20 protein-coding genes and 1 tRNA gene are annotated in these 20,679 nt (G+C 63.8%); 13 read left to right on the top strand and 8 right to left on the bottom strand.

Going from position 1 to position 20,679, the window contains the following annotated elements; translation table 11 throughout:
- Window positions 1–53: 53 nt before the first annotated feature.
- Window positions 54–1,409: a 23S rRNA (uracil(1939)-C(5))-methyltransferase RlmD gene (gene rlmD, locus H8F27_RS14000; RefSeq protein WP_197148833.1), complete on the top strand. Its 1,356-nt coding sequence runs from the start codon at window positions 54–56 to the stop codon at window positions 1,407–1,409.
- Here rlmD and pheT read toward each other — a convergent pair whose 3' ends face one another.
- Window positions 1,410–3,860, bottom strand: a complete 2,451-nt coding sequence (gene pheT / locus H8F27_RS13995; RefSeq protein WP_197148832.1) for a phenylalanine--tRNA ligase subunit beta — start codon at window positions 3,858–3,860, stop codon at window positions 1,410–1,412.
- A 124-nt stretch (window positions 3,861–3,984) separates the two neighbouring features.
- Here pheT and rpmG point away from each other — a divergent pair, with 124 nt between their 5' ends.
- From rpmG to H8F27_RS13980, 3 genes are read left to right on the top strand one after another with little or no spacing between them, the layout of a single operon-like run.
- Entirely contained in the window at window positions 3,985–4,179 is a 195-nt protein-coding gene (gene rpmG / locus H8F27_RS13990) for a 50S ribosomal protein L33 (protein ID WP_197148830.1), read from the top strand.
- Window positions 4,180–4,226: 47 nt separating this feature from the next.
- A complete protein-coding gene (gene rpsR / locus H8F27_RS13985; RefSeq protein ID WP_006041316.1) occupies window positions 4,227–4,448 on the top strand; it encodes a 30S ribosomal protein S18 in 222 nt (73 codons plus the stop codon).
- Between the two features lie 46 nt (window positions 4,449–4,494).
- On the top strand, window positions 4,495–6,489 hold the full coding sequence (locus H8F27_RS13980) for a ribonuclease catalytic domain-containing protein (RefSeq protein WP_231596689.1): 1,995 nt from the start codon (window positions 4,495–4,497) through the stop codon (window positions 6,487–6,489).
- Between the two features lie 15 nt (window positions 6,490–6,504).
- Here the strand turns inward: H8F27_RS13980 and H8F27_RS13975 are convergent, their stop codons facing one another.
- On the bottom strand, window positions 6,505–8,322 hold the full coding sequence (locus H8F27_RS13975) for an FAD-dependent oxidoreductase (protein ID WP_197148828.1): 1,818 nt from the start codon (window positions 8,320–8,322) through the stop codon (window positions 6,505–6,507).
- Window positions 8,323–8,371: 49 nt separating this feature from the next.
- Here H8F27_RS13975 and metG point away from each other — a divergent pair, with 49 nt between their 5' ends.
- Together metG and H8F27_RS13965 are read left to right on the top strand one after the other, a co-directional pair.
- Window positions 8,372–9,967 carry a methionine--tRNA ligase gene (gene metG / locus H8F27_RS13970; protein WP_197148827.1) on the top strand — a complete coding sequence of 532 codons (1,596 nt, stop codon included), beginning with the start codon at window positions 8,372–8,374 and terminating at the stop codon, window positions 9,965–9,967.
- Window positions 9,967–11,157 (top strand): LPS export ABC transporter periplasmic protein LptC, encoded by a 1,191-nt coding sequence (locus H8F27_RS13965; protein WP_197148826.1) that lies wholly within the window; start codon window positions 9,967–9,969, stop codon window positions 11,155–11,157. The genes metG and H8F27_RS13965 overlap by 1 nt, the downstream gene beginning before the upstream one ends.
- Here the strand turns inward: H8F27_RS13965 and H8F27_RS13960 are convergent.
- A complete protein-coding gene (locus H8F27_RS13960; RefSeq protein WP_197148825.1) occupies window positions 11,057–11,758 on the bottom strand; it encodes a cofactor assembly of complex C subunit B in 702 nt (233 codons plus the stop codon). The two genes, H8F27_RS13965 and H8F27_RS13960, sit on opposite strands and share 101 nt — an antisense overlap.
- Window positions 11,759–11,826: 68 nt before the next feature.
- Here H8F27_RS13960 and psb32 point away from each other — a divergent pair, with 68 nt between their 5' ends.
- The 6 genes from psb32 to H8F27_RS13930 all read left to right on the top strand — a co-directional run bounded on the left by psb32 (window position 11,827) and on the right by H8F27_RS13930 (window position 16,006).
- Window positions 11,827–12,522 carry a photosystem II repair protein Psb32 gene (gene psb32 / locus H8F27_RS13955; protein WP_231596303.1) on the top strand — a complete coding sequence of 232 codons (696 nt, stop codon included), beginning with the start codon at window positions 11,827–11,829 and terminating at the stop codon, window positions 12,520–12,522.
- 4 nt (window positions 12,523–12,526) lie between these two features.
- A complete protein-coding gene (gene pxcA / locus H8F27_RS13950; protein ID WP_197148824.1) occupies window positions 12,527–13,672 on the top strand; it encodes a proton extrusion protein PcxA in 1,146 nt (381 codons plus the stop codon).
- Window positions 13,659–14,222, top strand: a complete 564-nt coding sequence (gene cobU / locus H8F27_RS13945) for a bifunctional adenosylcobinamide kinase/adenosylcobinamide-phosphate guanylyltransferase (protein ID WP_197148822.1) — start codon at window positions 13,659–13,661, stop codon at window positions 14,220–14,222. The genes pxcA and cobU overlap by 14 nt, the downstream gene beginning before the upstream one ends.
- Window positions 14,223–14,241: 19 nt before the next feature.
- Entirely contained in the window at window positions 14,242–14,763 is a 522-nt protein-coding gene (locus H8F27_RS13940) for a tRNA (cytidine(34)-2'-O)-methyltransferase (protein ID WP_197148820.1), read from the top strand.
- Between the two features lie 172 nt (window positions 14,764–14,935).
- Entirely contained in the window at window positions 14,936–15,892 is a 957-nt protein-coding gene (locus H8F27_RS13935) for a M23 family metallopeptidase (RefSeq protein ID WP_231596302.1), read from the top strand.
- A 40-nt stretch (window positions 15,893–15,932) separates the two neighbouring features.
- Window positions 15,933–16,006 (top strand) — tRNA-Met (locus H8F27_RS13930).
- 56 nt (window positions 16,007–16,062) lie between these two features.
- Here H8F27_RS13930 and H8F27_RS13925 read toward each other — a convergent pair.
- Complete coding sequence (locus tag H8F27_RS13925) at window positions 16,063–16,374, bottom strand: hypothetical protein (RefSeq protein WP_197148817.1); 312 nt, start codon at window positions 16,372–16,374, stop codon at window positions 16,063–16,065.
- 176 nt (window positions 16,375–16,550) lie between these two features.
- Here H8F27_RS13925 and H8F27_RS13920 point away from each other — a divergent pair, with 176 nt between their 5' ends.
- Window positions 16,551–17,141: a peroxiredoxin gene (locus H8F27_RS13920; protein WP_197148815.1), complete on the top strand. Its 591-nt coding sequence runs from the start codon at window positions 16,551–16,553 to the stop codon at window positions 17,139–17,141.
- Here H8F27_RS13920 and purQ read toward each other — a convergent pair.
- The 4 genes from purQ to H8F27_RS13900 form a co-directional block, all read right to left on the bottom strand.
- Complete coding sequence (gene purQ, locus H8F27_RS13915; RefSeq protein ID WP_197148814.1) at window positions 17,134–17,796, bottom strand: phosphoribosylformylglycinamidine synthase subunit PurQ; 663 nt, start codon at window positions 17,794–17,796, stop codon at window positions 17,134–17,136. The genes H8F27_RS13920 and purQ overlap by 8 nt on opposite strands.
- Window positions 17,793–18,065, bottom strand: coding sequence for a phosphoribosylformylglycinamidine synthase subunit PurS (purS, locus tag H8F27_RS13910; RefSeq protein WP_197148813.1), 273 nt, complete (start codon window positions 18,063–18,065; stop codon window positions 17,793–17,795). Before purS ends, purQ begins: the two co-directional genes overlap by 4 nt.
- Before the next feature lie 505 nt (window positions 18,066–18,570).
- The gene (locus H8F27_RS13905) at window positions 18,571–19,605 is read right to left on the bottom strand and encodes an IS5 family transposase (RefSeq protein WP_197148811.1); all 1,035 of its coding nucleotides are present in this window, start codon (window positions 19,603–19,605) and stop codon (window positions 18,571–18,573) included.
- Window positions 19,606–19,618: 13 nt separating this feature from the next.
- Window positions 19,619–20,659 carry an IS630 family transposase gene (locus H8F27_RS13900; RefSeq protein WP_370594424.1) on the bottom strand — a complete coding sequence of 347 codons (1,041 nt, stop codon included), beginning with the start codon at window positions 20,657–20,659 and terminating at the stop codon, window positions 19,619–19,621.
- Window positions 20,660–20,679 lie beyond the last annotated feature (20 nt).

Genomic DNA, 20,679 nt, shown 5'->3' with positions numbered 1-20,679 from the left:
CAAAGGTGTAACGCCCCTTCGCACGACGTAGGGTGAAGGATTGGCCAGCGCGCTTGGAAAGCCTCACCACCGGCAACAGCGTGGCGGTGACCATCACCGGCCTATCCCATGACGGCCAGGGTGTGGCCCGGTTGGACGATCGGGTCCTGTTTGTGGCGGGTGCCCTGCCGGGGGAGCAGGTTCAGGCTCGGCTGACCCATAGGGCCCGGCGCCACTGGCTGGCGGAGCTTCAGGAGGTGAAGACCCCAGCTCCGGAGCGGCGCAAGCCCCCCTGCATCCTTGCCGACAACTGCGGTGGCTGCAGCCTGCAGCACTTCGAGGATCGGGGCCAGCAGCACTGGAAGCACCAGAAAGTGGTGGATGCCATGCGGCGCATTGCCCACCTGGATCAGCCCGTGGCCCCTTTACTGGCCTCCGCCGATGGCCTGGGTTATCGCAATCGGGCCATCATCCCGCTGGAGCGCTGCGAAGACGGTCGACTGCGGGCGGGCTTCTACCGCAGGGGCAGCCACAGCATCGTCAATATGAACCACTGCCCGGTACTGGATCCGCGCCTAGATGGCCTGATCGCCCCTCTCAAGGCAGACCTGGAGGCAAGTGACTGGCCAGTTGACCGGGATTGCTGTGAGGGGGGTGGGCTGCGCCACCTGGCGCTTCGCATCGGCCACCACAGCGGCGAGCTGCTGATCACCTTGGTGAGCAGTCACGCCGATCTTGATGGGCTGGAGTTCCTGGCTGGCCAATGGCTGGGGCGCTGGCCGGAGCTGGTGGGGGTCTGCCTAAACCTCCAACCCCATCCCACCAACACCTTGATGGGAGAGGAGACCAGGGTGGTTGCCGGCCGGGGCTGGTTGCGGGAATCGTTCTGCAATCTCCAGTTGCGGATTGGGGCCGACACCTTTTTTCAGGTCCACACCCAGCAGGCGGAGCGGGTGGTGCCCCTGCTGTTATCGGCCCTGGCGGCCATCCCAGCCGGAGTGATGGTTGACGCCTACAGCGGCATTGGCACCTACAGCCTGCCGGTGGCCGCGGCGGGCTGGCATGTGCACGGCATCGAGCTCAGCCAGGAGGCGGTGAATCAGGCAAAAACCAATGCCAGCGAAAATGGCCTTAGCGGTCGGGCTTCCTTTGAAACCGGTGTGGTGGCCCAATGTCTGGCTGAGCACCTGGGCCACTGCGACGCCCTCTTCCTAGATCCCCCCCGCAAGGGGCTCGACCATGTGACGATTGGGGCGATCCGGGAACATCCCCCTGCCCACCTCATCTATCTCAGCTGCGATCCGGCCACCCTGGCCCGCGACCTGGCCATGCTTGTGGCCGAGGGGCTCTACCAGTTGGAGTCGCTGCAGCCGTTCGATTTCTTCCCCCAAACCAGCCACGTAGAGACCTTGGCAGTGCTGAGGCGGTGATCAACAGCGCAACTGGGCCCCGAACTGTTTTTCTAAGGCGGTCTGAATGCCTGCATGGGCCAGGTCCACCTCCTCGTCGGTGAGGGTGCGCTTGGCATCGCGGTAACGCAGCCGGAATGCCTGACTGCATTGGCCACTTGCCAGCTGTTCACCCACGTAACGATCCACCAGTTCAGCTTGCTCCAGCAGGGGTTTGCCGGCCTTGCGGATCAGCTTGAGCAGGTCGGCTGCACAGACATCGGCCGAAACCACAACCGCCAGGTCCCGATCCGATGCAGGCACGGTCGCAAAGGGCGCAAAGGCGGGCTGCCAGCGGTTGCGACGGGTGGCTGCGGTCAGCAGAGCGTCCAGTTCCAACTCGAACACGTAGGTGCCCAGAGGTAGATCCAAATCCCCGGCCTGCTGGGGGTGCAGTTGGCCAAACCAGCCACCGGGGCGACCCTCGACGACCAGCTGGGCAGCCCGGCCCGGGTGGAGCAGGGGATGGCTGGCCAGGGGCCGATCTTCCGTGGGAATCGCCAGCGCCCCTAGGGCCTGCTGCAACACCCCCCTGGCCTGGTAATAGGTCGGCGGCTGGGGCTTGGCACTGGTGCTCCAGCGCTCTGAACGACGTTCACCGCAGATCACCCCCACCAGCAACTGCCGAGCGGATTGGTTCGCATCGGAGCTGAAAACCTGGCCGATTTCAAAGGCCCAAAAGCCTGATTGGCCGCTTTGACAGTTGCGGCGGGCAGCGGCAAGCAGCTCGCCATGGAGGTTGTCTCGCAGGTAGCCGTAGTCGGCCAGGAGAGGATTGGCCAGCGGAATGCGCCCAGGACCCGCCGCCACCAGGGAGAGGCTGCAGGCCTCCTGCAACCCAGCAGCGCTCAAATGGCGCCTGAGCCGCCGCTCCGCCTGCTGGGCAGGATCGAGCCCACCGGGTTCGAGGGGGTCGGGCAGGTGGCAGGCGAATTGGTCGTAGCCCACTAGGCGGGCCACTTCCTCGATCAGGTCCACCTCCCGTTGCAGATCAATCGAACGGGCTGGGGGGACGCTCACCTGCCATCCCTCGCCGCTTTCGAGCTCCTCCATGCAGCAGCCCAAGGCGCTGAGGGTAGAAGTGATGCGTCCATCGCTGAGGTCAGCCCAGGAGCCGTCCTGCTGCACCGGCCCCAGCAGGTTGTGGAGCGCATCCCGACGCAGCTCGATTGGTTGAAAAGGGATCTGGGGACGCTGGTGCAGCCAGCGCCCGGTGACCTGGGCACCGCAGAGTTCCGTTAGGAGGGCAACGGCGCGGTCAGCAGCTGACAGGGTGTTTTCCGGTGGCAGACCTTTCTCAAAACGGCTGCTCGCCTCGGTGCGCAGCCCCACGCTCCGGGAGGAACGCCGCACTGCCTGGGGGGCAAACACGGCCGCTTCCAGCCAGATTGCTGTGGTGCCGCCATGGACGGCTGACTCCGCGCCGCCCATGACACCGGCCAGGGCAATTGGCTTGTCTCCATAGGTCACCACCAGGGCCTCAGCGCTGAGCAGGTGCTGGGTGCCATCCAATCCGGTGAAAGCTTCACCGCTGCTGGCTTGACGCAAGCCCATGCGGTCGACCTGGGCCAGGCCTGGACCAGTTATGGAAGCAAGCCGCTGGGCGTCGAAGGCATGCAGGGGTTGGCCGGTTTCGAGCATCACCAAATTGGTGATGTCGACCACATTGTTGATGGGACGGAGACCAGCCTTCTCCAGCCGCTGTTGCAGCCAGGGCGGGGAGGGGGCAACCACAAGGGAGTTGAGCCCGGTAATGCTGAACAGCCCCCCCTGCTCCATGGCGGCCCTGGTCGATTCCCCGACGCTGAGGGACGCGCTGGTTATGGGCTCGGCTGGGGCGCCGAAGTGGGTTTGGCCGCCCAGCAGGGCTGCCACTTCCCGGGCAATGCCCTGCATTGACATTCCATCGGGCCTGTTGGCGGTGATCGCCAGCTCCAACACCTGGTCGTCCAGACCCAGGCTGGGCCCCACCGCTGTGCCCAAAGACGGCAGGTCCGCCAGCAGATCATCGAGGATGGCAATGCCATCGGCTTCGGCCGGCAGCCCAAGTTCGGCGAGGGAGCAGATCATGCCGCTGCTGGCTACCCCGCGAAGCTCGGCCGGCTTGATTGTGAGCTTGACGGCAGGCAGGGTTGCCCCGACGAGGGCAACTGGCACGTGGATCCCTGCCCGCACGTTGGGCGCACCGCAGACGATTTGAAGGGGTTCGCTGGATCCCACATCCACTTGACAGACGCTGAGTTTGTCGGCGTTGGGATGGGCCTGGCGATCGCGCACAAAACCCACTACCACCCCCTCGGCACGGGCAGAGAGGTCTTCGATGGCGTCCACCTCAAAACCTGCAAGCGAGAGCCGCTCAGCCAGGGCATCTGCGGCAAGGGACTGGCCAGGGGCGCTCACCAGCTCCTGCAACCACTGGAGCGAGACGCGCATTAAGCCGTTGCTTCAAGTAGGTCGATCCTAGGGATCGGTCTGGGAGGGGTACGGGGAGGGGTACAGCGGGCAGGTAAGCTAGGCCCTTGTCCTTTCGCATCGCATTAGCGGCGCAACGTCCTTCATGGCTAAAAACAAGGGCGTCCGGATCGTGATCACTCTTGAGTGCACTGAATGCCGGTCCAACCCCGCCAAGCGTTCTCCAGGTGTGTCCCGCTACACCACCGAGAAGAACCGTCGTAACACCACCGAACGGCTGGAACTGAAGAAGTTCTGCACCCACTGCAACGCCACCACGGTGCACAAGGAAATCAAGTGAGTGCTTGACGCACTTCCGATTCTCGTCACCTGCCGTTCTCCCCAACCATGTCCAGTTCCTTCTTCAAAAAACGCCTTTCGCCGATCAAGCCGGGCGATCCCATCGATTACAAAGATGTGGATCTACTCAAGAAATTCATCACCGAAAGGGGCAAAATCCTGCCCCGCCGGCTCACCGGCCTCACCGCCAAGCAGCAGCGCGACCTCACCAACGCGGTCAAGCGGGCCCGGATCGTGGCCCTGCTGCCATTCGTGAATCCAGAGGGCTGATTCCCTGGCCTCCCCAACCCTCCACGACGGCGACCTGGTCGGCGTGCTGGAGTCCCACGCAGCCCAGCTGGCCGTCGTGGAGAGCCTGCAGGGCAGCAAGGCCCGCCTGAGGGTTGGCTTCGAGGCCAAATCCCAGCTGTTGCCGCAACGCCAGCTGGAGCTGCTCTGCCCCCTGCGCGGTGCCACTGCTCCGCCCCTGCGGCTTGGGGCAGAGCCCTGGGCCCTGGATCCGGCGGCCATCGAACGGGCCCGTCCCGAGCGTCGCGCCTGGGGCGCAGCCTGGCTCTTGTTGCTGGAATCGGATGAGACTATTGGGATAGGTGATTTCACCGACCTGGTGTGCGGTGGGGCCGGGCCGGCCCAGGTAGCGGCTTGCTGGCTGGCCCTGGTGGGAGGCCAAAGCTGGTTTCGTCTGCGCCAGGGGCAAATTGAAGCCCGCCGTGGTGCGGAATTGCGCAACCTGCGCCGTGATCGGCGCCGCAAGGCCCTGATCGAGCAGCAGGAGCGGACCTGGCTTGAGCTGCTGCGCCGCCGCCAGCCGCCTGGACCGGGCCTGAACCCAGATCATCGCCAGCGTCTGGAGCTGCTCAAACAGCTGGCCGGCGGCAGCATTGAGCTCAGCGAACTGGCTGCGCCCCTGCGCCAGAGCCTCACGGCCCTGCACCTGGGCAGCGACCACGGCGCCCTGCGCCATCTGCTGGTCGAGCTGGGCCAGTGGGATCCCCACCAGCTGCTCTCCATGGCGGGGACCCCCTGGAGCAGTGGCTTCAGCACTGCCCAAGAGGCTGAGGCCAGCCGCCTGCTTGCCCTTCACCTAGCCCCCCTGCCCAGCGATGGGGCCCGCCTGGATCTCAGCGGCCAGCGCTGCGTCACCATCGACGACGACGACACGCGCGACATCGACGATGGCCTGGGCCTGGAGCGCCGCAACGACGGCAGCCTGCGCCTCTGGATCCATGTGGCAGATCCCGACCGGCTGATCGAGGCCGGCTCGCCGCTCGATCTCGAGGCCTGCCGCCGCGGCAGCAGCCTCTACCTGGCACGCGGCAACCAGCCGATGTTTCCGGAGGCCCTCTCCACCGGCCCCTTGAGCCTGCGCCAGGGGGTGCGCTCGGCCGCTTGGAGCACCTGGGTAGAGCTCGACGACGACGGAGCCATCGCGGCCTATGGGATTACGCGCAGCTGGGTGAAACCCACCTTCAGGCTCAGCTACGCCGATGCCGACGAGCTGATTGAGCTGGCCCCCCCCCAGGAGCCAGACCTGGCCGATCTCGAGCGGCTCCTGCAGCGGCGCCGGACCTGGCGGCTAGGCCAGGGAGCCCTGCTGCTTGACCTGCCTGAAGGCCGCATTCGCTGCCGCGACGGCGAGCCGGTGCTGGAGGTCAGTGAAGTTTGCCCATCACGCCAGCTGGTGGCCGAGGCGATGGTGCTCGCCGGGGCCGTCGCCGCCCGCTTCGGCATCGAGCAGGGCCTGGCCCTGCCTTATCGCAGCCAGCCGACGGCAGACCTGCCACCGGCCGCTGAGCTCAAGGCCCTGCCCCAGGGGGCCGTGCGCTTCGCCGCTATCAAGCGCTGCCTCAGCCGTGGGCTGATGGGCACCAAGCCGGCCCCCCACTTCAGCCTGGGACTGCCGGCCTATGTGCAGGCCACCTCCCCGATTCGCCGCTACGGCGATCTGGTGGTGCAGCGCCAAATCGGTGCCCAGCTCAGCGGCGGGCCGGTGCTCGATGAGCCGGAGGTACGGGCCCTGATCGAGCAGTTTGATTGTGCCGTGCGCGAAGGAATCGGCATATCCCGCGAAGATCAGCGCCACTGGCAGCAGGTGTGGTTTGAAACCCACCGCACTGGCCAGTGGCAAGCGGAATTCCTGCGCTGGCTGCGGCCCCAGGACCGGCTGGGCCTGGTGCGCATCGACGAACTGGCAATGGATCTGGCCGCGGATTGTCCCCAGGGTGCCCAACCCGGTGCAGCGCTGCTGCTGCGGGTGCAGCAGGTGGATTCGCTGCGGGACCAGCTGCGGCTGGTGGCAGCTTCCGGATGAGCCCGGCTGGGTCCCTCAAGCCAGCCGCGACACCCGCAGCCACGGCCCCCAGGGATTGCAGCAGCCGATCAGGGCCACCAGCTGGCCGCTTTGCTGGGCCGCCAGCCAATGGTGCATGGCGGGCTCCAGGGTGATTAACTGCCAATCGCCTAAGCCGTCCTTGCGCTGCAGCCGGTAACCACCCTCACCGTCGCATCGCAACTCGCCCTCAAGCAGCTGCTCAGCCGGCTCGGCAGGAGCGACCGCAGGATCGAGGCGGGCTGGCCAGCCCTGCAGGCTGCCGCCTGCGCCCAGCAGGGCCGGATCCTGCAAGGCGGCCCGCTGGCGGGCCGCCCAATCCGGATGGTGCCAGGGGGTGTCCCACAGGGGCATCGGCCCGGCCGGGGCGAGGGCATCACCGATCAGGGTCTCCTGCAGCAGCCGGGGCGCCAATTCCGCCGGCAGGCAGCCAATCCGGATACAGAGCGCTGCTGCCGCACCAGCTGCCTGGCCCGTATTGAGGATCAGGGGCTGGAGGCGGGTGGCGCCGTTGGCCATGTGACTAGTGCTGGTGCCCTTATCGGCCGCCAACAGGTTGTCGACCCCGGCGCTCACCAGGGCTCCGTAGGGAATGGTGAAGGGCGTGCCGCTCCAGCGGCCACCCCAACGGCAACTCTTGGGGGCCAGAGGCCAATCGGGCCCGGGATAGTGGTGATCGTTGGCGTAGTTGCCCACCGCGATTGCACTGAGCTGGCCGTCATCGCCCCTGCTGGGGGGGGCAATCGACGCACCGGCAGCCTGGGGCAGCAGGTCCTGTTCGCGCACCAACTCCCGGCCCACCAGGCGACGGCCCTCTCGCCAGTAGGGCATCAGGGCAAGGGCCTCCGCTCCGCTGAGCTGGCCATCACTGGCGCCATGGCTGGGGAAGCAGGCTGCCGCCCGCAGCCAGCCGCCGCTGGCCGCTTGCAGCGCCGCTGAAAAAGCCTGGCTATGGGCCCGCATGGCCCCGTACACCGCCTGCCGCCGCTGGGGATCGGGACCAAATAGCTCGCCGAGCCCTTGATGCCAGTCATTGCCGTGCAGCGGCCAATTCAGCATCACCAAACCACCCGGCAGCCGCCCGTAGGTGATCGTGCGCTCGAGGCCGAAGGCGGCGGCGGCATCGGTGAATGGGGCTGGCAGGGGCGGATGGGGCCCGGCGCTATCGGGCCCTGGTGGCCTGTCAGCGGCCAGCTGGCCCATCACCACCCAGGTGGGCGACTGCACCGGCTGCTGGCGGAAAAATGGCTCCGTCTCGAGCCGCTGACGGCTGGGGGCGCTGGGTTCCCCCCACTGCTCCTGCGCCTCCCAGCCAAAGCGAAAGGGCACATCCGCCAGCGCAAAGGTGTCGCCGCGATCGCTGCCGTCGATCAGCAGTTGCAGATCCAGCCTTATGGTGCGCTCGCCGCGGCAGAGCTCGAGGGCCTCGATTCGGGCGCCCCGCCGCCGGAGCGCCGCCAGGGTGGTCGATGGCCACCAGCGCAGCCTGGGTTCGGCCCGGCACCAGTCACGCAGCACCGCCTCGGCCGTGGCGGGCCGGTAGCCGAAGCAACTCACCCAGTTGTGATCCAGCCCACCCGGCTCCCGCCGCTGCAGCTCCCGCAGAAAGGCCCCCCAGAGCCCGGTCTGCCAGGGGCTGAGCTCGTTGCCATCGGGGCAGCAGACCCCGGCGGCGCTCACCATGCCGCCGAGCCAGGCTCCGGGGGTGAGCAGCAGGGTGTCTGCCCCCCCGCGGGCGGCCTGCAGGGCTGCAGCCACGCCGCCCGTTCCACCGCCCCAAACCACCACATCAACCTGCTCGTGGGCGATCGCCATGGCTGCCAGGCAAGGGCTCAGTGCAGCCCAGCGTGGCAGGGTGGGGTGCATGGCTTTCACCCTCACTACCCCCCTCTATTACGTCAACGATCGCGCCCACTTAGGCAGCGCGTACACCACGTTGGCGTGCGATGCGATCGCTCGCTTTCAGCGCTTGAGAGGGGAGCAGGTTGTGTTCATCACCGGCTGCGATGAGCACGGCCAGAAGATCCAGCGCACCGCTGAAGCCTCCGGGCTCAGTCCCCAGGCCCACTGCGATGCCATCAGCGCCGGTTACCGCGATCTCTGGAGCCGCTGGCAAATCAGTCACGACAGCTTCATCCGCACCACCAGCCCCCAGCATCAGCAGTTGGTGCGGCAATTCTTTGCCCGGGTGGAGGCAAATGGCGATGTGGTGGAGGGGCGCCAGCAGGGCTGGTATTGCGTCGCCTGTGAGGAGTTCAAGGACGACGCCCCGGGCAGCCAGGACCCGGAATGCAGCATTCACCGCAAACCCCTGGAATGGCGCGACGAGGTCAATCTCTTCTTCCGGCTCTCCCGCTATCAGGCCGAGGTAGAGGCCCTGATCCAGAGGCCGGGTTTCATCCTGCCGGCCACTCGCCAGAAGGAGGTGGAAAATTTTGTTAACCAGGGGCTGCGCGATTTCTCGATCTCCCGGCTGGACCTCCCCTGGGGGATCCCGGTGCCCGGCCACCCGGGCCACACTTTTTATGTGTGGTTTGATGCCCTATTGGGCTATCTCACCGCCCTGCTTGATCCAGACAAGCCGGCCCTACTAGAGCAGGTACTCGAGCGGGGTTGGCCCGCCCAGCTGCACGTCATCGGCAAGGACATCTTGCGATTTCACGCTGTGTACTGGCCCGCCATGTTGCTTTCGGCAGGACTGCCGCTGCCGGAGCGGGTTTTTGGCCACGGCTTCCTCACCCGGGAAGGCCAGAAAATGGGCAAGTCGCTTGGCAACGTGCTCGATCCGGAGGTGTTGCTGGAGCGCTGTGGCCGGGATGCGGTGCGCTGGTATCTGCTGCGGGACATTGCCTTCGGCGACGATGGCGATTTCCAGCAGCAGCGCTTCGTCGACCTGGTGAACAACGATCTGGCCAATACGATCGGCAACCTGCTCAACCGCACCTCATCGATGGCACGGCGCTGGTTTGCCGATGCGGTGCCCCCGGCCGGCGGGGCCGCTGCAGCAAGCCATCCTCTGGCCCTTGTCGCCCTTGAGACGGCAGGCAAAGTCAACGAAGCACTTACAACGCTGGATTTTCGTGGGGCGGCGGAAGCCAGCCTGCAGCTAGCCATATCCGCCAACGGCTATCTCAACGACCAGGCCCCCTGGCAGCGGATGAAGCACGACGACCAGCGGGACCAGGTGGGATCAGACCTCTACGCGGTACTGGAGGCCAGCCGCTGGCTGGCGGTGTTGCTGGCCCCGATCGTGCCCGATCTCTCCAGTCGGATGTTGGTGCAACTCGGCCAGCAGCCCTTCAACAGCGATGCGCCAAAGGAGTCTGGCCCTCCCTCTGACGAACCCCAAGGCCAGTCCCCCTGGATTGCGGCCCAGCAGTGGGGGGTTCTCCAGCCTGGTCTGGCCCTGCCCGAGCCCGAGCCTGTGATGCGGCGGCTCGAGCTGGATTCACCCCTGTGATGGGGCGTTCAGCTGGCAAGCCTGGTTCAGCCCCATGGGCCAGCCCCCTTCTGCTCCTTGCCATGGGCAGTGCGGCCCTGCCCCTGCTGTTGCTCGGCTGTCGACCGCAGGACGCTAAGGAAGAGCCTCCCCAGCCCTTTGTGTTTCGCTCCCTAAACCTGCGCCAGAAGGGCACCGATGGACTGCCTCTCTGGGAGTTGAGCAGTCCGGAAGCCCGTTATGACCTCGGCCGCAGGGTGGCCCAGGCCCGTGATCTCAGCGGCACGATCTATGCCAAGGGCCAGCCCGCCTATCGCCTCAAGGCAACCAGTGGCACGGTGATCAATGACGGCGAAGTGGTGCAGCTCGAAGGCCTGACCAGGTTGGTCAAGCTGGGGCCCAAACCCCTGCTGATCACAGCCCAGAGGCTGCGCTGGTACCCGCGCCAGGAGCGCATGGTGATTGATCACAGCCCCCAGGCCAGCCAGGGGGATCTGCGCCTGAGATCGAGGCGAGCCCTGGTGTTGTTGCAGCAGGAAAAACTGGAACTGCGCGGCAAACCCGTGCTGGAACGCAGCGGCAGCGACCAGCTGAAACTGGCCCTGAAGGCTGTCGACTGGTATGCCCGCACTGGCCAGTTGGTAGGCATGGGCCCGGTTCGGGGGGAGCGGCGCCTCCCGGCCAACGTCGTACAGACCCTCACTGCACCACGCCTCAGCGGCAATTCCCTTACGCGGGTGATTGATCTGGCTGCCCCCGTGCAACTGCTCGACCCGAGCCGCAAGGCCCGCCTCGATGCCAGCGACACCCGCATTGAAATGGCCCTTGAGCGCATCAGCAGTCCCCACCCCTTCACTGCCCAACTCGACCAGTCCCGTTTGAGCGGCCAGGGCTTTGAGGTGTTGGGACGCAGCCACACCGTGCTGATTCCCCAGGTCTGCCGGATCCAGCAGCCCGGAGATTCCCTGGAGGCAAACAGGTGCAGCTGGAACTGGCAGACCAACGAGGTTGCCGCCGATGGGGGCGTGGTGTTGCGCCGCCAGAGCCTCAACCAGATCACCCGAGCCGAGCGGCTCACGGGTCTGCTGAGCAAAGAGGGACGAGCCGAATTCAGCAATCCGGGGAATCGGGTGCTGAGTCAGGTGAAGGTGCCACCCCGGTCTGGATCGGGGCCCCGTCGATCGGCCCAACCCCCTCCATTCGCCCCGTAAGGCGGCGGGTCCAGCCCTCCAGCCAGCTGAGGTCGCTGCGACTGAAGCAGCGCGGCGACCAGCCCCCGAGCACCACCAGACCCTGGGAGCCAAAGGGTTGGACCACCACGGCCGGTAAACCGGGGCTCAGGCGCTCAAATTCGGAACGCCCCGGATAGAGCCGCAGATCCACTAGAGAAACGACCCTGCCCCTGCTCTGGGCAAGCTCACAGGTCGCTCCGGGCACAAATGCGGTTTCTGCCAGCAGGCCCCGGCGCAGCAGACAGCGTCCCTGCCAGAACACGACGACCACTGCCGCAGCGCTGGCGGTGAGCAGCATCTGGCTGCCCCAGCCGAGCTCCTCGGCCAGCTCGGCGGGAAGTCCAGCGGCCAGCTCCAACCCCTGGCTGCCCTGGAGCTCCACCCGGGCCGCCGCCTCAGGTACCGCCCGGGTCCACACCACCCCCACCAGCATCAAACCAACGGCCAGCATGCTGGCGAGAACGGCTGCCCTCTCCAGGGCCGGATCAATCGAGGCGGCGGTGGTCTGGTTGAGCACCACCAATGCCAGAGCCAGCCCACCTGAGCAAAGACAGATCCGCGCGGGGATGGAGGCGGTCATGTCCACACAGCAGGAGGCGACAACAGGGTCAGCTAGAGGCAAACTAGGGCGAAGCGTGGCCTCTTCCGTTGCTGCATTCTTCGCAACCGAGCCGTTGGCTCCCCCTCCTGGGTCTGCTTGCTGCCCTGACCGGCAGCCTGCTCAGCCTTTTGCTCGCCACACCGGCCCTGGCCGTTTCAGCCAGCAACCTCCCCGCTGCTCCGCCCCAGGAGAGGGTCCTGGATTCGGCTGGGGTGCTCAGCCGGTCAGCCGTCGCAGAACTCGGCAAAACCCTGGAACGATTCAGCCCAGACCGGGTCGATGCCCACCTGGTCACAGTGAGTCGGCTGGATTACGGCCTCAGCCTCCCCCAGCTCGGAGCCCAGCTCGTCGAGCGGTGGCAGCAGGCGGCAGATGAACCGAACCAGCTTTTGTTCTTGATCGACAGCCAGACCAACAGCGCCACGGTGGCCGCCTCGCCTGAACTCGGCGGTCAACTGGATCCAAACCTGCTGCGCAGCACTGGCCGCACCACCATGACCCTGCCGATCCGGGAAGGCGGGCGTTACCGCCAGGGCAGTCTCGATGCCATGAATCGCCTGCTCAGCGTGCTTGAGGCTGGCCTGGATCCGGGTGAGCCGGTCCTGACGGAAGTTGTAAGCCAACCCACCAATATCCCAACCAAGGAGGAAACCGCCTCCAGCAACGCCTACACCTGGGTTGTTGTCCTACTGGTGGTAGGAACCCTGGTGCCGATGCTCACCTGGTGGGTTTTCTCTCGCTGAACCGATGGCACTCACCGATTGGATGGGAAGCTTCGGGCGCGCCCAGTCCCTAGACCTCAGCAACGATCTGGAGCGGGGTTACGAAGCTGCCCTGTTGATTCAGAGCATTGAACTTGAGCACTACAACGATCGCCCGGTCAGGCCCGAGCTCGACCTGCGCATCCCCCGGGCCTCCCAGTCCCAGTTACTACGGCGATTTAGGGCAGCCCTGGAGGTCTGCCGCCAGACCCTGGCCAGCCTGGAATCCCACCGGGGTGAAATCGCCGGTCAGGAAGTTCGCCAACTTCAGTTGATCCAGTCGGTGGTCGCTCGCTACAGCGATAGGCGAGATCCCCTGCCCACGATCAGCCGCTCGCCGGAGGTTTTACCGCGCAGCCTGATCGGCGTGGTTGACCAAGTCAGGCGCCAGCTGGACCCAGACGCAGAAGCCAACGTGGTGGCAGGTTTTCGCCGCCGCCGCGATTCCACCCTGGTTTCGCTGCGTATCCTGCTGCTGTTGATTCTGGTCCCCGTGCTGGTGCAGCAGGTCAGTCGCACCTACGTGATTTCGCCGCTGGTTGATCGCTTTGCTCCAGACAACTCTTTCCTCACCTACCCCAAACCACAGCTGGAGGAACAGGCGGTCGAGAAATTGCGCGTCTTCCAGGCCGAAATTGAGTTTGATGCCCTGCTTAAGGGCAAACCCCTGCCCAGCCGTGAAGAGCTGCAAACCCAACTTGCCCTGAAGGCGGATGAACTGAAGGAGGAGGCAGATCTACAGAGCACCCACGCCATCAAGAATGTGCTCTCCGACCTGGGCGGCCTAGTGGGTTTTGTGCTGGTCTGTCTCTTCGGCCAGCGGGATATCCAGGTGCTGAGGGGCTTTCTCGATGAACTGATTTATGGCCTCAGTGACAGCGCCAAGGCCTTCGCGATCATCCTTGCAACCGACATCTTTGTGGGCTTTCACAGTCCGGAAGGCTGGACTGTGCTGCTCGATGGGGTCGCACACCATCTCGGCCTGCCGGCCCGGGAAAATTTCATCATGCTTTTTATTGCCACCTTTCCTGTGGTACTGGCCACGGTCTTCAAGTATTGGATCTTCCGCTACCTCAACCGTGTTTCGCCCTCGTCGGTGGCAACCCTGCGCAATATGAATGGTGGAGGCTGAGGCCCTGCTGGGCTGCCATCTGGTTCTCGGACCTGCCCGCAGTGGCAAAAGTCGCTGGGCCGAATATCTGGCCCTTCGCTCCGGTCTGGCGGTCACATACCTGGCCACCGGACCTGGCGCCTCAGCTGAAGACCCTGCCTGGCTGGCCCGGGTCCTGGCCCATCGCCAACGGCGCCCGCCAAACTGGAGCACCAGGGAGGTGGGAGCAGCCCTGCCCGAGAGCCTGGCCAGCCTGAGCCCCCCGGGGCTGGCCCTGGTGGACTCCCTGGGCACCTGGGTGGCGGCCGGCCTCGAGCTCGACGCCGTGGACTGGCAGCAGCGCTGCTCCAACCTCTACGACTGCCTGCTTGCCCTGCCCATGCCGGCCGTGCTGGTCAGTGAGCAGACCGGTTGGGGGGTGGTGCCGCCAACGGCTATCGGTGGCCTGTTTCGAGATCGGCTTGGCAGCCTGGAACAGCAACTGGCTCCCCTATGCAGCGGCCTGTGGCTGGTGATCGCAGGCCGGGCCCTTGACCTCCGCAGCCATAGCCTTGCCGTTCCAGAGATCTGAGGGCAGCAGGGTCAAATCCATGCCGAGCATAGTTTTGTACCAGCCCCAGATCCCACCCAACACAGGCAACGTGGCTCGCACCTGTGCCGCCACAGACACCGAGCTGCACCTGGTGGAACCCCTGGGCTTCCAGATCAACGATCGCCAGCTCAAGCGAGCCGGCCTGGACTATTGGCCCCTGGTAAGCCTGGTGCGCCACGGGAGCTGGGACGCATTCCTGAACCATCGCAACAGCAAGGGCGGCAGGCTCATCGCCCTCAGCAGTCACGGGGGCGAGTCCTACTGCGACTGGCTTTTTGGCCCTGAAGACTGGCTGTTGTTCGGCCGCGAGAGCGACGGCCTTCCCGCCACCGTCCTCAGCGGCGCCGACGCCATCCTCGCCATTCCGATGGCCCGAACCGCCCGGGCGACCCAGCCAGGGGTGCGCAGCCTGAACCTCTCGGTGGCGGTGGGGGTGGTGCTGTTCGAAGCTCTGCGTCAACAGGATTTGCTGACGTTGCCGGGATCGCCAACCAGTACAGGGATCAGGGCTGCTCGCTGAGGGGGCTGCTGTCCGGCCCCCTTGTGCCCCCCAGCTTCGTCCGCTAACTTCTGGCCGACTTGTGGGTGCTGGCTTCTCCACAAGCCTGTCCAACGGAGAAATCTGGATGAAGCCTTTGAATTTTTGTCTGAGAATCCTGATTCCCTGCGCCGCAGCTGTGCCTGCGGTGGTGATGGCACTGGCTCCTGACGAAATTCAAGGTGGCTCCATCGACACCCTGGTGGCGGCCCTGCCGACCCCCAGCAGTGACCGAATTTGGGTCAAGGTGCGCGAGTCGATCAGCGTCGAGGAGCTCTCAGACTCCCTGAAAGTCGACGAAGAGCGGCTGGCCAAGCTCAATGAGGTCGATGAAGACCACAGCTTCCTCCGCGGTGACTGGCTGGTGCTGCCCAGCCAGCAGGCCCGGCAGATCAAGCAGTTGGCCTCGATTGACACCAGTGACCTGCGTCGCAGCCCCCCCCTCCATTCCCTGCCACCGGTCCAGGAGGGGACGGCGGTGCGCTACGGGGACACTCTGGCCAAAATTGCCCATCGCTACGGCCTAACCCTGCAGGAGTTGCTACGGCTCAACCCGGGCCTCGAGACGGCCAGGCTGGTGGTGGGCAGCCAGGTTCGCCTGGCCCAATCTGCTCCGGGTCGCACCCGGATGGTGCTGGGCCTCAAGCCCACGACTAGTGGCGGCGTCAGTTGGCCTGAGTTGCCCGGTTTCGAAGGTCTTACCAAGCCCTTTGATGGCCCCAGCTCAGCCCAGGGCTGGATATGGCCCACCAAGGGGGTTTTTAGCTCAGGTTACGGCTGGCGGTGGGGCCGGATGCACAAGGGTATCGATGTGGCCAACAACGTCGGCACGCCAATCGTGGCAGCCAAGGCCGGCCGGGTTGTGTTTTCGGGTTGGCACGATGGCGGCTATGGCTACCTGGTCACCCTGGCCCATGCGGATGGAAGCCGCTCCCTCTATGCCCACAACAGCCGCCTGTTGGTTCAGGTGGGCCAGGAAGTGGATCAGGGTTCTGTCATCTCCCAGATGGGCAGCACCGGCCGTAGCACCGGACCCCACCTCCACTTCGAAATTCATCCAGCCAGCTCTGGGGCGGTCAATCCCCTGCAGTTGCTGCCGCCTCGGGCCTGAGCTGAGCAGGCATCAGGGCCTGATAAAATCCAACTACCGCGGCTCGGTAGCTCAGCTGGTTAGAGCGTGGGATTCATAACCCCAAGGTCGGGAGTTCAAGTCTCCCCCGAGCCATAGTTTGCTGCCCCGCTCTGGCGGGGTTTTTTATGGGCTCCGGATCCCAGCGGGGCTCAGCGCAGCTCTACGCCGATGAGTCGTCCGCGCAAGGAGGGTGAATCCGGGCTCTCCTGCTGCGGGGCAGCAAGAGCTGGCTGCACAGGGGCTGGCAGCTGGCCTGAACCGCCGCGCCGGGACCTGCCGTAGCCCTGGGAGCGCCCCTCAATGGCCCGTATCAACGACTTGCTGCGATTCACCTCGCCGATGCTTTGGCCTTCCTTGGGACGGACGAGGGGGTTGGATTTCAGCTCGGAGCGCAGCTGGCTAAGCAGGCGGAAGTGGCCTGTGGTGTTGTACTTGCGCAATACGGTCGGCTCCCAGCCCATGCTGTCATTTCCTCAATGGGTTATTTACTGAGCCTATGGTGACGCCTGGCAGGAAAGCTGTGATAAATTGTTGAGCAACCAACTGGTAGTCGATCCGACTTTGCCTAAAGCTCCCTTGCCGGGGCAGGTGTGGTCTGCGACAAGTCCAGTGGCCCCCCCTTTGCCACCCACTCAGCATGTCCAGGCTCGTTGGCCTCCAGGCACCCGACTTCAGCGCCACTGCCGTGGTGGATCAGGAATTTAAGGAGATCACCCTTTCTCACTACCGCGGCAAATTCGTGGTGCTGTTCTTCTACCCCCTGGATTTCACCTTCGTCTGCCCCACCGAGATCACGGCATTCTCAGATCGCTACAGCGATTTCTCCAGCCGCAATTGTGAGGTGCTTGGGGTGTCGGTAGACAGTCAGTTCAGCCATCTTGCCTGGGTCCAGACCGACCGCAAAAATGGCGGCTTAGGCGACATCGCCTACCCGCTGCTGGCCGATCTCAAGAAGGACATCGCCCGGGCATACGAGGTGCTCGATGAGGAAGCCGGCGTGGCGCTCCGCGGCCTTTTCATAATCGATCCCGATGGTGTGATCATGCAGAGCACCATCAACAACCTACCCGTGGGCCGCAGCGTCGACGAAACCCTGCGCCTGCTTCAGGCCTTCCAGCACATTCGCAGCAACCCAGACGAGGTCTGCCCCGCCAACTGGACCCCTGGGGAAAAGACGATGAATCCAGACCCAATCAAGAGCAAGGAGTTTTTCGCCGCCGTCAACTGACCCAGGCCCTCAGGCTGGTCAACAAGCGCTGCCCATCTAGGCCGCCGGTGCTGGGATCTGTCGCCCTCTCAGGGTGAGGCATCAATCCCAGCACATTTCCCTCGGCATTGGCGATGCCCGCCACACCCCCCACCGAACCATTTGGGTTGCTGGCATAGCGCAGTACTACCTGACCATTGACTTCTAGGGCAGCTAGCTGGTCTGGCTCACACTGGTAGCGGCCTTCCCCATGGGCTATCGGTAGGACGATCCGCTCCCCCTCCCCGTAGGCCCCAAGCCAGCCGCAATTGCCTGGGTGAACCAGCAGGGGAGCAGGTTCACAGATGAAATGGAGGCGGGCGTTGCGGGTGAGCGCTCCAGGCAGCAGGCCCATTTCCGTAAGCACCTGGAAGCCGTTGCAAATTCCCAGCACGGGCCCGCCAGCGGCGGCGAATTCCCGCACGGCATCTAGGAGGGGCGCAAAGCGGGCGATGGCCCCGCAACGCAAGTAGTCGCCATAGCTGAATCCACCTGGGATCACCACGGCGTCGACATCGCCCAGGTATGCCTGCCCATGCCAGAGGAAGCGGGTTGGCAGGCCCAGGCAACCCTCCAGGGCCCAGCGCACGTCCCGATCACAGTTGGATCCGGGAAAGACCACGATCCCGATGCTCATGCGGGCCGCTCCCCGCGATCTTCCAGCAGTTCCAAAGACCAGTTCTCAATCACGGGGTTGGCAAACAGGCGATCGCTGAGCAATTCCAGCTGGCTTTGGGCCGTGGCGCGGTCGTCGGCCTCGAGTTCCAGATCAATGGCCTTGCCGATACGCAATTTGCGCAGGCCGCCAACCCCAAGGCGCGCTGCCGCAGCCCTGGTGGCTTCGCCCGCCGGGTCAAGCACCGATGGTCTGAGGGATACCTGAACACGGGCGCGAAAGAGGGGCACCAGAAGAGCTGGAGGTTTGTTAAATCTTGCCAGCTCGATGGTCCCCTTTCGCCGCCCCTGGCCAACTTGGAGGAAGCCCCCCCTGTAGGGCCGTGCCCCAGCTTGAACTTCTGAGTGGAATGGCGGCAAGGAAAGCCCCGTCGAGCCAGCCATTGCTGGTGGAAAGAGGCGTGCAAGCAGGCGTGCAGGCATGGCTGAAGGCGAGTGTGGCGATTGGGCTGGCGCTTGGCTGGCTCGGGCTGCCCGCGGCCCTAGTGTGCCGTCCCGGAGATTTGCGAGCAAAGTCTCTGGAGCTTCTCCAGGATTGAGTCCGCGGTGGCGGTCCACTTGAACGGCGCTGGGTCTTGTCGTAGGCCGCCACGAACAGCTCAAGGGGACCTCGAAAAATCAAGAATTTCACACCTACAGCCGCTTGCAAAAAAAACGCCTTGCGGCGCCAAACGATCTAATAATTTGCACAACAAAACGACTAAATTGAATCAGGCAGCCTCATGAAAATTATTACTCATGCGAGTGCAAATGCACGATTTGCTCTTAGAAGATATCGCAAGAAGTTAAATGTCAGATTCTTGAGACCCCACCATGCTTTGTTTTTCTCAAGCCCAATCTTTCTAGTCATCTTGCCACCCATAGACATGGTCATGCAGCCAAAAACATGTTCCACACAAGCTCTAATTGCTGATTTAATACGGTTACGCTCTTTGGCTGCGTCGCTTAGCGGGTGATTGCGGCTGCCTTTTTCGTGAATGCAACTTTCAAAACCGCCAAGATCCAGTAGGTCTTCAAAGCGCTCGCCTGCAAAGGCAGAATCTGCCCAAACATAATCATCTGTGTTCTCAGGATCGAGGAGCATCGGCAGCATCTGACTGTCATGGATATTGGCCGGTGTCACGGCATAGCGTCTGATAAATCCATGTTCAACGTCGATACAGATACTGTTCTTGTAGCCATAGTGATTGATGCCGTTCTTTTTAACCCATCGCGCATCTAAGTCCTTTTGCTGCAATCGATTTGGGTTTTCGTCCCATCCTTCAGGCATGCGATTCTCTTTAATCTCCTTGTTGTCTTCTCTGCTATTCCGCTGCCGTGGCACTGGAACCAACGTTGCATCAATTATCTGCCCGCCACGGGCTTCGAGGCCTTGGGACCGGAGATAGGCCTCAAACTTTTCAAACAGCTCTTCGATTACCCCAGCCTTACGAAGCCTTTCTCTAAAAAAGGCGATAGTAGTAGCATCGGGAATATCGTTCATTACGCCTAAGCCAACAAACTCTTCAAAAGAACGGCGATCATTTACCTGGAACTCAGTGTCATCATCGCTCAAATTGAAAAGCTGTTGGAGCACCAGCATTTTGAAGAGGATCAGAGGATCAATTCTCCGCCGACCAGCATTGCTTTTCCGCTCTTGCGCATAACCTCTTTCGAGCAGTGGGCGAAATGATTCCCAAGGAATCGACTGGGAAAGTCGCTCAAGAACAGGTTTTTTAGTTTTGAGCTTTTCAACCCTCTGCTGCTCGTCCCAGAAGCCTCTCTGGCCCATACCAGGTATGCAATTAACTATCCAAATTATAAGCTATTGTCGCCTCAACGCAAGGGCTGGTCGTATTTTTCGAGGTGCCCTCAATTTTGTTGATCAGCTCTTTAACGCTGGAGAAACTGCCACGTCGGATGGCCTTCTGGGTTATCAGTCCAAACCAGCGCTCCACCTGGTTAAGCCAGGAGGCATAGGTGGGTGTGTAGTGGACGTGAAAGCGCGGTCGCTGCACCAGCCAGGCCTTCACTTTTGCGTGCTTGTGGGTGCAGTAGTTGTCGACGATCAGGTGCAGCTCCAGATCCTTGGGCACCTCCTTGTAGATCCGCCGCAGGAAGCTCAGGAACTCCTGGTGCCGGTGCCTCGGCTTGCACTCGGCGATCACCGCACCGGTGGCCACATCCAGGGCTGCAAACAGGGTGGTGGTGCCGTGGCGGATGTAGTCATGCGTCACACCTTCCACGTAGCCCAATCCCATGGGCAGCAGCGGCTGCGTCCTGTCCAGAGCCTGAATCTGCGTCTTCTCGTCTACGCAGAGCACGACAGCGTTCTCGGGTGGATTGAGATACAGGCCGACGATGTCGCGAACCTTCTCGACAAAGAACGGATCGGTGGAGAGCTTGAAAGATTTCTGCCGGTGCGGCTGGACCGAGAAGGTTTGCAGCCAGCGGTGAACGGTGGTTTTTGAAATTCCTGTAGCGGCTGCGAGAGAACGCGCTGACCACTGGGTGCTGCCATCGGCGGGTTTGGTCTGCAGGGCTCGGTTGATCACCTCAGCAACCTTGTCGTCCTCGTAGGTGCGCGGCCGGCCGGGGCGGAGCTCGTCGTGCAGCCCTTCCAGACCGAGATCCCGGTAGCGCTTGCGCCACTTGCCGACGGTCATCCCCGTCAGGCCCATTCGCTTGGCGATAGCGGTGTTGCTTTCACCGGCGCCGCAGGCCAGGACGATCTGGGCGCGTTGAACGATCGAATGCGGCAGGGATCGGGAATGGGCAAGGGCCTGCAAATGCTGAACCTCTTCTTCGCTGAGAACCAGCGGAGGCATCGGACGTCCAAGCGCCAAGGGGCACCTCGGGTGACACT

The organism is Synechococcus sp. CBW1108, assembly GCF_015840335.1.
GTDB lineage: Bacteria > Cyanobacteriota > Cyanobacteriia > PCC-6307 > Cyanobiaceae > Cyanobium_A.
The sequence above is the reverse complement of the archived record's forward strand: the minus strand, read 5'-3'. Positions and strand labels throughout refer to the sequence as shown.